Origin of the sequence: Reyranella sp. (assembly GCF_044224635.1) — a bacterium.
Classification (GTDB): Bacteria; Pseudomonadota; Alphaproteobacteria; order Reyranellales; family Reyranellaceae; genus Reyranella.
The window spans coordinates 76410-89927 of record NZ_JBGAKA010000019.1; the positions used below are offsets into that span (position 1 = coordinate 76410).

Annotated in this window: 10 protein-coding genes and 1 pseudogene; 6 read left to right on the plus strand and 5 right to left on the minus strand. The window is 68.8% G+C overall.

What is annotated here, in order from left to right; translation table 11 throughout:
- Positions 1-3 precede the first annotated feature (3 nt).
- Together ACILR9_RS18130 and ACILR9_RS18135 are read right to left on the minus strand one after the other, a co-directional pair.
- On the minus strand, positions 4-1098 hold the full coding sequence (locus tag ACILR9_RS18130; RefSeq protein WP_395711355.1) for a mandelate racemase/muconate lactonizing enzyme family protein: 1095 nt from the start codon (positions 1096-1098) through the stop codon (positions 4-6).
- Complete coding sequence (locus ACILR9_RS18135) at positions 1095-1634, minus strand: hypothetical protein (protein WP_395711356.1); 540 nt, start codon at positions 1632-1634, stop codon at positions 1095-1097. Before ACILR9_RS18135 ends, ACILR9_RS18130 begins: the two co-directional genes overlap by 4 nt.
- A gap of 60 nt (positions 1635-1694) precedes the next feature.
- Here ACILR9_RS18135 and ACILR9_RS18140 point away from each other — a divergent pair, with 60 nt between their 5' ends.
- The gene (locus tag ACILR9_RS18140; RefSeq protein ID WP_395711357.1) at positions 1695-2834 is read left to right on the plus strand and encodes an alanine racemase; all 1140 of its coding nucleotides are present in this window, start codon (positions 1695-1697) and stop codon (positions 2832-2834) included.
- Between the two features lie 183 nt (positions 2835-3017).
- Here ACILR9_RS18140 and ACILR9_RS18145 read toward each other — a convergent pair whose 3' ends face one another.
- Positions 3018-3785 carry a glucose 1-dehydrogenase gene (locus ACILR9_RS18145; RefSeq protein WP_395711358.1) on the minus strand — a complete coding sequence of 256 codons (768 nt, stop codon included), beginning with the start codon at positions 3783-3785 and terminating at the stop codon, positions 3018-3020.
- A gap of 58 nt (positions 3786-3843) precedes the next feature.
- Between ACILR9_RS18145 and ACILR9_RS18150 the strand changes: the two genes are divergently transcribed.
- The 4 genes and pseudogenes from ACILR9_RS18150 to ACILR9_RS18165 all read left to right on the plus strand — a co-directional run.
- On the plus strand, positions 3844-4605 hold the full coding sequence (locus ACILR9_RS18150; RefSeq protein WP_395711359.1) for an SDR family NAD(P)-dependent oxidoreductase: 762 nt from the start codon (positions 3844-3846) through the stop codon (positions 4603-4605).
- Between the two features lie 53 nt (positions 4606-4658).
- Complete coding sequence (locus ACILR9_RS18155; protein WP_395711397.1) at positions 4659-5804, plus strand: CynX/NimT family MFS transporter; 1146 nt, start codon at positions 4659-4661, stop codon at positions 5802-5804.
- Positions 5801-6460, plus strand: a complete 660-nt coding sequence (locus ACILR9_RS18160; RefSeq protein WP_395711360.1) for a DsbA family oxidoreductase — start codon at positions 5801-5803, stop codon at positions 6458-6460. Before ACILR9_RS18155 ends, ACILR9_RS18160 begins: the two co-directional genes overlap by 4 nt.
- Positions 6461-6817: 357 nt before the next feature.
- Positions 6818-6943: pseudogene (locus tag ACILR9_RS18165) on the plus strand (helix-turn-helix domain-containing protein); the annotation flags it as partial.
- 361 nt (positions 6944-7304) lie between these two features.
- Here ACILR9_RS18165 and mfd read toward each other — a convergent pair.
- Complete coding sequence (mfd, locus tag ACILR9_RS18170) at positions 7305-10796, minus strand: transcription-repair coupling factor (RefSeq protein WP_395711361.1); 3492 nt, start codon at positions 10794-10796, stop codon at positions 7305-7307.
- Between the two features lie 182 nt (positions 10797-10978).
- Positions 10979-11248 (minus strand): succinate dehydrogenase assembly factor 2, encoded by a 270-nt coding sequence (locus tag ACILR9_RS18175; protein WP_395711362.1) that lies wholly within the window; start codon positions 11246-11248, stop codon positions 10979-10981.
- A gap of 82 nt (positions 11249-11330) precedes the next feature.
- Here ACILR9_RS18175 and recG point away from each other — a divergent pair, with 82 nt between their 5' ends.
- Positions 11331-13412, plus strand: a complete 2082-nt coding sequence (gene recG, locus ACILR9_RS18180) for an ATP-dependent DNA helicase RecG (RefSeq protein WP_395711398.1) — start codon at positions 11331-11333, stop codon at positions 13410-13412.
- Positions 13413-13518: the final 106 nt, after the last annotated feature.

Below are 13518 nucleotides of genomic sequence, written 5' to 3' on the forward strand. Positions count from 1 at the left end.
CGCCTAATCCCCGTACGTCTTCATCACATCCGGATCCGGATCGCACCCAAGCCCCGGTCCCGTAGGCACCACGAAGCCGCCGTCGACCGGGTTCACGAGATCGCCGGAGAGGCTCGCTTCCAGATCCATGTGGTAGCGCTCGATCATGCCGCCGGGGCCGCCGCGCGCCGCGAGCAAATGAAGCGTCGCGAGGAAGCCCGGGCCGAAATACGGCGAGTGCGGCATCAGGGTCACGCCAGCGGCGTCGGCCAAGGTCGCCACCTTCAGGAACTCGGTGACGCCGCCCACCTTGGTGACGCTGGGCTGGGCGTAGTCCACCGCCCCGGCGGCGAACATGTCGCGGAACTGGAACGAGGTGCAGTTGTTCTCGCCCGCCGCCATGGCGACCCCGGTGCCCTCGCGCAGCCGCGCGATGGCGGCGAAATCCTCCGGCGGGAAGATCGGCTCCTCGAGCCAGTGCAGATCATAAGGCCTGAGCTTCAGGGTCATGAGTCGCGCCTGCTCGGGCGTCCACGGACAGTTGGTGTCGACCATGATGGCGACGTCGCCGCCGGCCGCCTCGCGCGCCGCCTTGATCTCGGGTTCCTCGGTCTCGTGCAGCTTGATATGGCGATAGCCCTGCTGCACGGCGAGCCGGGTGCGTGCCGCCACCCGCTCGGGATCGCGGTACTTCAGCAGGCTGGCATAGGCCGGCAGCCTGGCGTGGCCGCTGCCGCCCAGCAGTTGCACCAGCGGCAGGCCGGCCGCCTTGCCGGCGATGTCCCACAGCGCGATGTCGAGACCCGACAGCGCGAAGATGGTGATGCCGTAGCGGCCGAACAGATGGAGCTTCTGCTGCAGGTCGTAGGACAGGCGGGCAATGTTGGACGCGTCCTCGCCGACCACGATCGGCGCGATCATGTTGTGCAGGGCGGCGCGCACGGCGTCGGTGCAGCCGTAGCAGAACGCCTCGCCCCAGCCGACGATCCCGTTGTCGGTCTCGACCCGCACCAGCAGGATGTTGTTGGTCGTCCAGTTGCGTCCGCCATAGCCGGTCGGGTTGCCGTCGAAGGTGAACGGCACCTTGATCGAATGGCTGTCGACGCGCGCGATCTTCATTCAATTCTCCCCTTGCGATGGATGTCGGCCAGCAGGCGCTGGGCGTGCGCCTGGTCGGTCAGGTACTTCGAGGCGAAGCGCGAATCGCCGGCCGGGACGGTCGCCAGCAGATGGCCGGCGAGCAGCGCCGGCAGCGGCGGCGGCTCGGTATCGTCTTCCGGCATCTCGACCTCGGCCTGGGCGAAGTAGGTGCTGCCGTCGTCGCGCTTGAAGAAATCGACGTCCCAGTGGAAGGCGCCGTCGGGCCACGAGTAGCGCACCTTGCTGAGGCTCTGCTGGCGCCGCGTCCACAGGCGCGCGAAGTCGCTGGCGCTGATCGCCGTCTCGATCTCGACGACCTGGCCGTCGACGGTGCATTTGTAGGTGAAGACGTGGCGCGTGCCGTCGGGACCTTCGACCGAGCGGATGCGCACGCCGGCGGAATCCAGGTAGGCCTGCTGCAGCAGGCTGCGCTCGACGCCGGGCGCGGCGCCGACGCGCGCTTCGAGCCCGCCGTCGTCGTTCAGGACAAACTTGCGCTCGTTTTCGATCGGCATGCTCGATTTGACCGCCTGCAGGATGATGGAAAGAATGGAACGACCACGAAAGAACAGACAATGGCCAGCCAGACCCTCGACGACCTGCCGACACCCGCCCTCATTCTCGACCGCGCCATCCTGCGCCGCAACCTCAAGCGCATGAGCGAGCGGCTGAAGCATGCCGGCGTCATGTTGCGGCCGCACGTCAAGACGGCGAAATCGATCGAGATCGGCCGCATGGCCGTCGAAGGCCACGATGGCCGCATCACCGTGTCGACCCTGGCCGAGGCCCGCTACTTCGCCCAGGGCGGCTTCACCGACATCCTCTATGCCGTGGGCGTGGTGCCCTCCAAGCTCGCCGCCGTCAGCGCGCTGCGCCGCCAGGGCGTCAATCTGCGCGTCGTCACCGACAATCTCGCCGTGGCGCGGGCGATCGCCGACGCCGGGCGCGATGGCGATACCTTCTCGGTGCTGATCGAGATCGACAGCGGCGCCGGCCGCGCCGGCCTGCCCTTCCCCAAGCTGGCCGGGCTTCTAGACATCGCGCGCGTCCTCCACGAGGCCTCGGGCGTCGAGCTGGCGGGCGTGATGACCCACGCCGGTCATTCCTATCACGAGAACACGCCGGACGGCATCGCCGTCGTGGCCGAGCAGGAACGCCGCGCGATCGTCGGCGCCGCCGACCGGCTTCGGGCGGCGGGCATCCCCTGCCCGATCGTCTCGGCCGGCTCGACGCCGACCGCCGTGCATTCGCGCGACTTCACCGGCATTACCGAGATGCGGCCGGGCGTCTACGTCTTCAACGACCTCGACCAGGAATTCATCGGCGCCTGCGGCGCGGGCGACCTCGCCCTCTCGGTGCTGGCCTCGGTGATCGGCCACTACCCGCATCGCAACCAGGTGCTGGTCGATGCCGGCGCGCTGGCCCTCTCCAAGGACATCAGCGCCCAGGAGTTCAAGCCGCAGGTCGGCTTCGGCACCATCGTCGATGCGCCGGCCAGGGACATGGCGGTGGTCGCCTGCTCGCAGGAGCACGGCTTTGTCGGCGCCGACGAGCCGATCCCGTTCGGCAACCTGCCGGTCGGCGCGCGGGTGCGCATCCTGCCCAACCACGCCTGCATCACCGCCGCCGCCTACGACCGCTACTTCGTCGTCGACAGCGAGCTCGACGGCGGCCGCTCGGTGGTGGCGACGTACGACCGCATAAACGGGTGGTGAGTTACCTTCCTCCTCCCCAGCTTCGCTGGGGAGGAGGAAGAGCTTTCCTCCCTAGCGAAGCTGGGGAGGTGTCGCCGTCTTCGGCGACGGAGGGGTCATGAGTTACAGTCGCGATGCTCATGACCCCTCCGTCGGCGATTACGCCGACACCTCCCCACGCAAAGCGTGGGGAGGCGAATGAAATTACAGCGAGTTCACCGTGTGGCCGCCGTCGACGGTGATCACGCTGCCGGTCATGAATGAGCCCGCTTCCGACGCCAGCAGCAGCAGCGCGCCGTCGAGATGCTCGGGCTTGCCGATGCGGCGCTGCGGGATGCGATCAATCAGGCGCTTGCCGCCGTCGGTCTTCCAGAAGTCGCTGTTCATCTCGGTCTCAATGTAGCCCGGGCAGATCGCGTTGACGCGGATGTCGTGGCGCGCCCATTCCATGGCGAGCGCACGCGTCAGGTGAATGAGGCCGGCCTTCGAGGCGTTGTAGGGCGCCACCTGGCCGATCGTGCGCAGGCCGAGGATCGAGGCGATGTTGACGATGCTGCCCGGTCGCTTCGCGCCGACCCAGCGCTGTCCCGCGGTCTGCGCCACCAGCCAGGCGCCGCGAAGGTTCGTGTCGACCACGGCATCCCAATCCTCCTCCGGCATGACGAGCGCCGGCTTGACGATCGAGATGCCGGCATTGTTGACGACGATGTCGAGCTTGCCGAGGGCCGCCTCGGCCGCGTCGAAGGCAGCACGCACGGCCTCGCCTGACTGGACGTCGAGCGACACGGCGATGGCCTTCGCTCCGCCCTTCTCCAGGTCAGCCTGAAGAGTCGCCAGCCGCACGGCGCGGCGCGCCGCGATAGCGACCGAGGCGCCGGCGGAAGCGAGCGTGCGCGCAAAATGGACGCCCAGCCCCGACGACGCCCCGGTGACCAGCGCCACCTTGCCTTCGAGATCGAAACGCTTGGACATATCGGTCGCTCCCCTGTTTCATGCCCGCCGACTAGCGAATGAACTTGCGGGAGATACCATGGACCTCGGCCTGGCGGGCAAACGCGTTCTGGTCACCGGCGGCACGAAGAGTATCGGCCGCGCCATCGTCGACGCCTTCGTCGCCGAAGGGGCCGTCGTCGGCTTCTGCGCGCGCGACGGCAAGCTGGTGAAGGAGCGCGAAGCGGAATGGCAGGGCAACCAAGCCCGGGTCACCGGCACCATGCTGGATGTCACCGACGATACCGCGCTAAAGCGCTGGATCGACGGGTTTGCCGGCGACGGCGGCCTCGACCATTTCGTCGCCAATGTCAGCGCGCTCGGCACCGAGAATTCGCCGGCCGGCTGGCGCCGTTCCATCGAGGTCGACCTGGCCTCGACGGTGAACGCTGTGCTCCATGTCCGCCCGCATCTCGAGCAGCGCGGCAGCGGCTCCACCCTCACCATCATCGGCACCGTGTCGTTCGTCGAAGTCTCCGGGCCGACCGCGCCCTACCGCTCGGTCAAGGGTGCGCTGATGCCCATGGTGAAGTCGCTCGCCATCGACATGGCTCCCAAGGGCGTGCGCGCCAACATGGTCTCGCCCGGCACCATCCTCGAGGACGGCAATACCTGGGGCCGCCAGCGCGACGCCGGCTCCGAGCGCTACAAGCGCATGCTGGCACGCAATCCGAGCGGCCGCATGGGCACGCCGCAGGAAGTCGCGGCGGCCACCGTGTTCCTGGCCGGCGCGCCGGCATCGTTCGTGAGCGGCATCAATTTCATCGTCGACGGCGCCATGACGGCGCGGGTGCAATACTGAATCCGCCTACCCGCACGCATTGGGGCCTGGTCGGCCTGCTGGTCGTCGCCGGCATCGTCGGCGCCTTCAATGTCGGCAAGGCGCCGCCCGCACTGCCGTCGATCCGCGAGGAGCTGGGGGCGACGCTCAGCCAGGCGGGCTGGATCCTGTCGATCCTCAACCTGACCACGGCGCTGAGCGGGATGGTGATCGCGCTCACCGCCGACCGCATCGGCCATCGCCGCCTGGTGCTGGCAGGCACCGCGATCTGCCTCTTGGCAAGCCTGCTCGGCGCCTTCGCCGGCAGCATCGAGATGCTGCTGCTCACGCGCATCGCCGAGGGGTTGGGGTTCGTTGCCATGACGGTGGCCGCGCCGCCCCTGCTGATACGCCTCGCCGCCGCCCGTGATCACCGCCGGGTGATGACCCTGTGGTCTTCCTACTTTCCGGCTGGCACCGGTCTCATGATGCTGATCGCCGCCGTCATCCTGCCCAGCACGTCGTGGCGGGTCGTCTGGCTGGTCGCAGCCGGCGCATCCGCCGCGATGGTCGCGGTGCTGATGCTGAGCATGTCGTCGCGACCGAAACTCGACCCACAGCCCTCCGAGCGCCGGCCCATCCTGAACGAGATGGCAGAGGTCGCGAGCAGCGGCGGTCCGCTGGCTCTGGCAATCTGCTTCGGCGCTTATGCCTGCTGCTGGTTCGTGATCGTGGGTTTCCTCCCGACCCTGCAGGTCGAGCGCCTCGGCATGGCCACGTCGATCGCCGCGATCGTGACCGCCGGAGTTTGCATCGCCAACATCGTCGGCAATCAAATGGCGGGATGGCTGCTCCGCGGCGGCTTGCCGCGGGTCACTCTCATCGTCGGCGCCGCCCTGTCGATGTCGCTTTGCGCCGCCGGGATCTTCGCCGACGGCGTGCCCGACCTGGCGCGCCTCATACTCGCTGCGATCTACTCCGCGGTGATCGGCGTCATTCCCGGGGCGCTGTTTGCGGCGCTGCCGGTCCATGCGCCGCGGCCGGAGCTGATGGGCGCCTCCACCGGGCTGATGCTCCAGGGCTCCAACATCGGCACCCTGCTGGGCCCGCCGATCACCGGCGCCCTGGTGACGGCGGGCGGCTGGTCGTCCGCCGCATGGCTGACATCGATCTCCCTGGGGGTGACGGCGGCCGCCGGCATCTTCCTGCACCGGCGCGAAAGGCGTAGGCTGCAAAGATGATCTATGTAGACATCGTTTCCGATACGATCTGCCCGTGGTGCTACATCGGCAAGCGGCGCTTCGAGCGCGCGCTGGTGCAGGCGGGCCGCACCGACATCGCCGTGGCCTGGCGGCCATTCCAGCTCAATCCCGACATGCCGCCCGAAGGCATGACACGCGACGACTACATCCGCGCCAAGTTCGGCGGCGGCGACCGGCCGCGCCAGATCTACCAGGCGATCGCCGAGAGTGGCCGCGAGGCCGGCATCGAGTTCCAGTTCTCCCGCATCCGGCGCACGCCCAACACGGTGCTGTCGCACCGACTCGTCCATTGGGGCGCCAAGCGCGAGGCCCAGGAAGAGGTCGTCGACGAGCTGTTCAAGGCCTATTTCGAGCAGGGTCTCGACATCGGCGACCTCGACACGCTGGTCGAATGCGCCCGCCGCGCCGGCATCGACGCCGAGAGCACGCGCAGCTTCCTGCTGAGCGACGAGGGCCGCCACGAGGTCGTCACCTCCGACGTCTACGCCCGCCGCCTCGGCATCAACGGCGTGCCCTGCTTCATCGTCAACCGCAAGTACGCCGTCTCCGGCGCCCAACCGCCATCGGCCTTCGTCGAGGTTTTCAACCTCGCCGAACGCGACGCCGCGACCAGTGCCGCCCAGTCGGCGGCGTGAGGCCAGCTCTCCAACTCCCCTCCCCAGCTTCGCCAAGCGACGCTGGGGGTGTCGGCGCAATCCGACCGAGCTTCCTCTCCTCCCTAGCGAAGCTGGGGAGGTGTCCGCGTCTTCGCGGACGGAGGGGTCATGAGCAGCGGGACTGCGGCCTCTGACCCCTCCGTCGGCGATTGCGCCGACACCTCCCCAGCTTCGCTAGGGAGGGGAATGATAAGAGCGCCACTGTCGCTCTTGTTCCTCCCCAGCTTCGCTAGAAGCCAGGATATGATGATAATCATATGATATGATCATAATCATACCATTGGTGTCCCCCTGCCGCCCTCCCCCCTCCGCAAGGCACAGACCCGCGCCGAGATCCTGCAGCATGCCGCCCGGCTGTTCCGGCTGCGCGGCTACCATGCGACGACGATCGACGATGTGATGCTGGCGGCCGGGCTGACGCGCGGCGCGTTCTATGCCCACTTCGCCTCGAAGGACGCGCTGTTCGCCGAGATCGTGCGGACGGGGCCCGGGCTGCTGGCGCAGCTTCGCGGCGGCGAGCCGGCGGCCGTGCTGCGCGCCTATCTCGACAAGGCCAATCTTGGCGAGACGGCGCAGGGCTGCACCCTGGCCGCCCTGCCAGGCGACGTCGCGCGAGCGCCGCTGACGGCGCGGCTGGCCTACGCCGGCATGCTCTACGCCACCATCGCCGCGCTGGCGCGGGCCAAGGTGCGCAAGCTCGATTCCGACGCCACGGCGGCGGCGATCCTGGCCGTCGGCGCGGTCACGCTGGCGCGGGCGTCGGGCGACACCCGGCTCTCCGACTGGCTGCTGCGCTCGGCCCGCCGTGCCGCGCTGCCGCTCCTCAAGCCGCGAGCTTCGCCAAAGCGGAAACGATCGAGGTCACGCCGGAAAGCCGCTGGCGCTCGTCGTTCCAAACGCGCTGCACCATCACGCGGTGGTCAGGCCGCAGGCGCACCAAAGGCGCGTTCTTCTGCAGCCAGGCGATGAGCTTGTCGGGGTTGGCGAACTTGTTGTCGTGCAGGGACAGCACGACAGCCTTCTCGCCGGCGTCGATGCGCTCGACGCCGGCGGCGCGGCACAACAGCTTCAGCGCCACGGTGTTCAGCAGAAACTCGGCTTCGGCCGGCATCTTGCCGAAGCGGTCGACCATCTCGGCGGCGAAGGAATCGATCTCGCCCTGGCTGGCGAGCGCGCCGATGCGCCGGTAGAGGCCCATCCTCACCGACAGGTCGGAGACGTACTCCTCGGGAATCAGCACCGGGATACCGAGATTGAGCTGGGGCGACCAGTCGGCGCGCTCGGCCTCGCGCGCCTGCCCGCGCGCCGCCTCGACCGCTTCCTCGAGGAGCTGCTGGTAGAGCTCGATGCCGACCTCGCGGATATGGCCCGACTGCTCCTCGCCCAGGAGGTTGCCGGCGCCGCGGATGTCGAGGTCGTGGCTGGCGAGCTGGAAGCCGGCGCCCAGCGTGTCGAGCGTCTGCATGACCTCGAGCCGCTTGGCCGCCGCCTCGTTCAGCGCCTTGCCCGGCGGCACGGTGAGATAGGCATAGGCCCGCGTCTTGCCGCGACCGATGCGGCCGCGCAGCTGGTAGAGCTGGGCCAGGCCGAACATGTCAGCGCGATGGATCACCATGGTGTTGGCGTTGCGGATGTCGAGCCCGCTCTCGACGATGTTGGTCGACAGCAGCACGTCGAACTTGCCGTCGACGAATTCCTGCATGGTGTTCTCGATGGTGGTCGGCGGCAGCCGGCCATGCGCCATGGCGAGGCGGATCTCGGGCACCAGCTCGCGCAGGTCGTTCGCGACCTGTGCCATGTCCTCGATGCGCGGGCAGACATAGAAGCTCTGGCCGCCGCGATACTGCTCGCGCAACAGGGCTTCGCGGATCGTGACGCCGTCGAACGGCGTGACGAAGGTACGAACCGCCAGCCGGTCGACCGGCGGCGTGGCGATCACGCTCATGTCGCGCACGCCGGTCAAGGCCAGCTGCAACGTGCGCGGGATCGGCGTCGCCGTCAGCGTCAGCACATGGACGTCGGCGCGAAGCTCCTTCAGCCGCTCCTTGTGGGCGACGCCGAAATGCTGCTCCTCGTCGACGACCAGGAGGCCGAGGTCCTTGAACTCGACGCTCTTGGCCAGCAGCGCGTGGGTGCCGACGACGATGTCGAGCGTGCCCTCCTTCATCGCCTCCTTGGTGGCCTTGGCCTCCTTGGCGCCGACCAGCCGCGACAGCCGGCCGATGCGAACCGGCAGGCCAGCGAAGCGCTCGGCGAAGGTGCGATGGTGCTGGCGCGCCAGCAGGGTCGTCGGCCCGATCACCGCCACCTGCTTGCCCGACAGCGCCGCTGCAAAGGCGGCGCGGAGCGCAACCTCGGTCTTGCCGAAGCCGACGTCGCCGCAGATCAGGCGGTCCATCGGCTTGCCCGACGACAGGTCCTCCATGACGTCGGCGATCGCCTGCAGCTGGTCGTCGGTCTCGGCGTAGGGGAAGCGGGCACAGAACTCCTCGTACAGCCCGTCGGGCGGGCTCATCGTCTCGCCGTGGCGCACGGCGCGCTCGGCGGCGATCTTGATCAGCCGGTCGGCCATGTCGGCGATGCGCTGCTTCAGCCGCGCCTTGCGCGACTGCCAGGCGACGCCGCCCAGCCGGTCGAGCGGCGCCCCCTCCTCCGCGGCGCCGTAGCGGCTCAGCACGTCGATGTTCTCGACCGGCACGAAGAGCTTGTCGCCACCCTCGTAGGTGAGCCGCAGGCAGTCGTGCCGGGCGTTCTGGATCTCCAGCGTCACCAGCCCTTCGTAGCGGCCCACGCCGTGCTCGCGATGGACCACGAGGTCACCCTCGCTCAGTGCCGAAGCCTCGGCGATGAAGCGTTCGGACGGCCGCCGCTTCTTGGCCGGGCGCGACAGGCGGTCGCCGAGGATGTCCTCCTCGCCGATGACCTCGAGCGCCTCGAGCACGAAGCCGTGGTCGAGCGGCCACACGGCGATGCCGAGCGCCCCCGGCGGCAGGCCGAGCACCGTGGTGAAATCGGCCACCGGCACCGGTGTCGTCGCGCCGTGCTCCTGCAGCAGGTGCTGCAGGCGATTGGCAGAGCCCTCGGTATAGCCCGCGATCACCACCCGCCGACCGGAATCGTTCGCCGCCTTGACGTGCTCGGCCACCTTGTCGAACAGGTTGACGCCCTGCGCGGTGCGCGCCCGCGCGAAGCCCTCGTGCCGGCGGCCGTGCAGATCGACGGCGTTGGCCATGTCGGGCGTGGTGTCGAAGGTGGTGAGCTGTGCCACGGTGTGGCCGTCGAGCAGGCGCTCCCATTCGGACGGCTTGAGATAGAGCCGCTCGGGCGGCACCGGGCGGTAGTCGGCGGCGCCGGTCATGCCGCCCTTGGCACCGGTCCTCAGGCGCGCGTCGTAGTAGTCGACGATCAGCTCGTGGCGCGCCTGGAAGGCCTCGGCGATCTGGTGGTCGGCCGTGACGATCGCCTCGTCGCAGTAGTCGAGCAGCGTCTCCAGGCGCTCGTGGAACAGCGGCAGCCAGTGCTCCATGCCGACATGGCGCTGGCCGGCTGAGATCGCTTCGTAGAGCGCATCGTCGGCGGCGTTGCCGAACAGCTCGCGATAGCCGCTGCGGAAGCGGGCGATCGAGGCTTCCGTCAGCAGCACCTCGCTGACCGGCAGCAGCACGACCTCGTCGCGCGTGCCGGTCGAGCGCTGGCTCATGGGATCGAACGAACGGATCGTCTCCAGCGAATCGCCGAACAGGTCGAGGCGCAACGGCTCGTCGGTGCCGGGCGGATAGAGATCGATCAGGCCGCCGCGCACGGCGTATTCGCCGGGCTCCATCACCGTCTCGGAACGCCCGTAGCCGTTCTCGCCGAGGAAGCCGGTCAGCCAGGCGACGTCAACGGTCTGGCCGCGCCGCAGGACGACGGCCGCTTCTGCATAGAGGCCGCGGGCCGGGACCTTCTGCAGCGCCGCGCCGACCGAGGCGAGGATGATGCGGGCCGGCGCCCCCGGCTTGCGCGACGCAGCCAGGCGCACCAGCGTCTCGAGGCGCTCGGCGACGATGTCAGGATGCGGTGACATGCGGTCGTAAGGCAGGCAATCCCAGGCCGGGAAGACCAGCACCTCGCGATCGGGCGCGAAGAAGCGCAGGCCGTCCTGCAGCCGCTCCAGCCGCTGGCTGTCGCGCGCCACGTGCAGAATGTCCCGCCCGCCCGTCGTGCGCGCGAGCTCGGCCAGCACCAGGGCGTCGGCACCTTCGGGCAGGCCGGCGACCGTCCACCGCCCGGCCCGCCGCGGGATCGCGGCGAGGGTTTCGGAAAGCGGGGTCATCTCAGATCCTCCTCCCCAGCTTCGCTGGGGAGGTGTCGCCGTCTGACGGCGACGGAGAGGTCATGAGCCATGAGTCATGAATCGCGAAATCATCACTCATGACTCATGACCCCTCCACCCCGTAAGGCGGGGCACCTCCCCAGCGTAGCTGGGGAGGACAGTAGAGAAACGCACTCATGACCCTAAAACCTCACGCGGAACGCCATCAGCTTGCGCAGGACCGGCGAGTCCGCCTCCGGCGGGACGTCAGCCTGGCCGGAGACCCAGTCGAAGATATCGTTGTCGGCGGCCGCCAGCAGGCGTTCATATTGGTCGAGCTCGGCCTCATCCAAGGTGGCGATATGGGCGCGCGCGAACTGGCCCAGGAGAATGTCGTTCTCCTTGTTGCCACGGTAGACGCTGCGGTAAAGCAGCCGCTTGCGTCTGAAGTCGAGGTCCGCCTCGCCCGTCATGTTTTCCCCAGGTCCGGCCCAAAAGGGGCGTAGCATATAGGCGGCAGCAATGGCCAAGTCACGTGGCCCAAGCTTGGCAACCATGCGCCCGCAGAGCCTTATCCCCCTCTTCGCCCAAACGACGTCGCTGCCCGGAATCGGGCCGCGTCTGGGCAAGCTGTTCGAGAAGCTGGCCGGCCCCCTTCTCGTCGATCTGCTGTGGCGCCTTCCCTTTGCCGTCATCGACCGTCGCCATGCCCCCGAGATCGCCCAGGCACAGGCCGGCGAGATCGCGACGCTCACCGTCACGGTCGACGAGCACCATGTGCCGCGCTCGCCGCGCCAGCCCTACCGCGTGACGTGCAGCGACCACACCGGCCGGATCACGCTCACGTTCTTCAATGGGCGCGAGGATTACCTCAAGAAGCTGCTGCCCGTCGGCGAGCAGCGCATCGTGAGCGGCAAGGTCGAACTCTACCAGGGCGAGGTCCAGATGACCCACCCCGACCACGTCGTGCCGCTCGAGCAGCGGGACCAGGTCCTGCGGGTCGAGCCGGTCTATGGCCTTACCACCGGGCTGACGCAGAAGGCCGTGCAGAAGGCGATCGCGTCTGCCCTCGAGCGGGCGCCCGAGCTGCCCGAGTGGCAAGACCCTGCCTTTCTCGCGCGCAACCGATGGGCCGGCTGGCGATCGTCGCTGATACAGGCCCATGCGCCGGGTGAGGAAACCGATCTCGCGCCCGACCATCCTGCCCGCGCCCGCCTCGCCTTCGACGAGCTGCTGGCAAGCCAGCTTGCCGTCGCGCTGGTCCGCCATCACAACCGCACGATTGCCGGCCATGTCACGCAGGGCGACGGCCGGTTACGCGCGAAGGCGCTCGAGGCGCTGCCCTTCGCGTTGACGGGCAGCCAGCGCACGGCGCTCGGCGAGATCGCCAGCGACATGGCCAAGCCTGAACGCATGGTGCGACTCCTGCAGGGCGACGTCGGCAGCGGCAAGACTCTGGTCGCTTTCCTCGCCATGCTGATCGGCGTCGAGGCGGGCGCCCAGGCGGCGCTGATGGCGCCGACCGAGCTGCTGGCCCGCCAGCATCACGCCACCATCGCGCCGCTCGCCGAGGCGGCCGGCGTGCGCCTGGCGCTGCTTACCGGCCGTGATGGCCAGAAGCAGAAGCGGAAAACCCTGCAGGGCCTCGCCGACGGCTCGATCCCGCTGGTCATCGGCACCCATGCGCTGGTCCAGGAGGATGTCGAGTTCGCCGACTTGGGCCTCGCGGTCGTCGACGAGCAGCACCGCTTCGGCGTGCATCAGCGCATGGCGCTGTCGTCAAAGGGGCACGCGGTCGACCTGCTGGTGATGACGGCGACACCCATCCCACGCACCTTGATGCTGGCGGCCTACGGCGATCTCGACGTCTCCAAGCTCACCGAGAAACCGGCCGGCCGGCAGCCGATCGACACCCGCGCGCTGCCCCTGGAGCGGATCGGCGAGGTGGCCGATGGCGTCGGGCGGCAGATCGCCAGCGGCGCCCGCGTCTACTGGGTCTGCCCCCTGATCGAGGAATCGGAGGAAATCGACCTCGCCAATGTCGAGGAACGGTTTGAGCTGTTGAAGGTGCGCTTTCCGGGAAAGGTCGGTCTGCTGCATGGTCGCCTCAAGAGCGCCGAGCGCGAGGCGACGATGTCGGCGTTTGCCGAGGGGCGCCTGTCGCTGCTGGTCGCCACGACAGTCGTCGAGGTCGGGGTCGACGTGCCCGCCGCCACCGTGATGGTGATCGAGCATGCCGAGCGCTTCGGCCTGGCGCAGCTTCACCAGCTTCGCGGCCGCGTCGGCCGCGGCAGTGTCAGATCGACCTGCCTGCTGCTCTATGCCCAGCCGCTCGGCGAGACCGCCCGTGCCCGCCTGGCGATCATGCGCGAGACCGAGGACGGCTTTCGCATCGCCGAGGAGGACCTGCGCCTGCGCGGCGCCGGCGAGCTTCTGGGCACGCGCCAGAGCGGCCTGCCCGACATGCGCCTGGCCGACCTTGCCGCGCATGCCGAGCTGCTCCAGGCGGCGCGTGACGATGCCCGGCTGGTGATCGACCGCGATCCCGACCTGGAATCCCCGCGCGGCGCCGCCCTGCGCGCCCTCCTCTACCTGTTCCGCCGGGACGACGCGGTGCGGACATTGCGGGCGGGGTGACGCTTCCCTCCTCCCCAGCTTTGCCGGACGCAGCAACATCGGGCAGCTGCAGCGCCGAGGCGCCGCCAAACAATCCAAAGCGCATGAGAAGATCCTCTGCGACTAT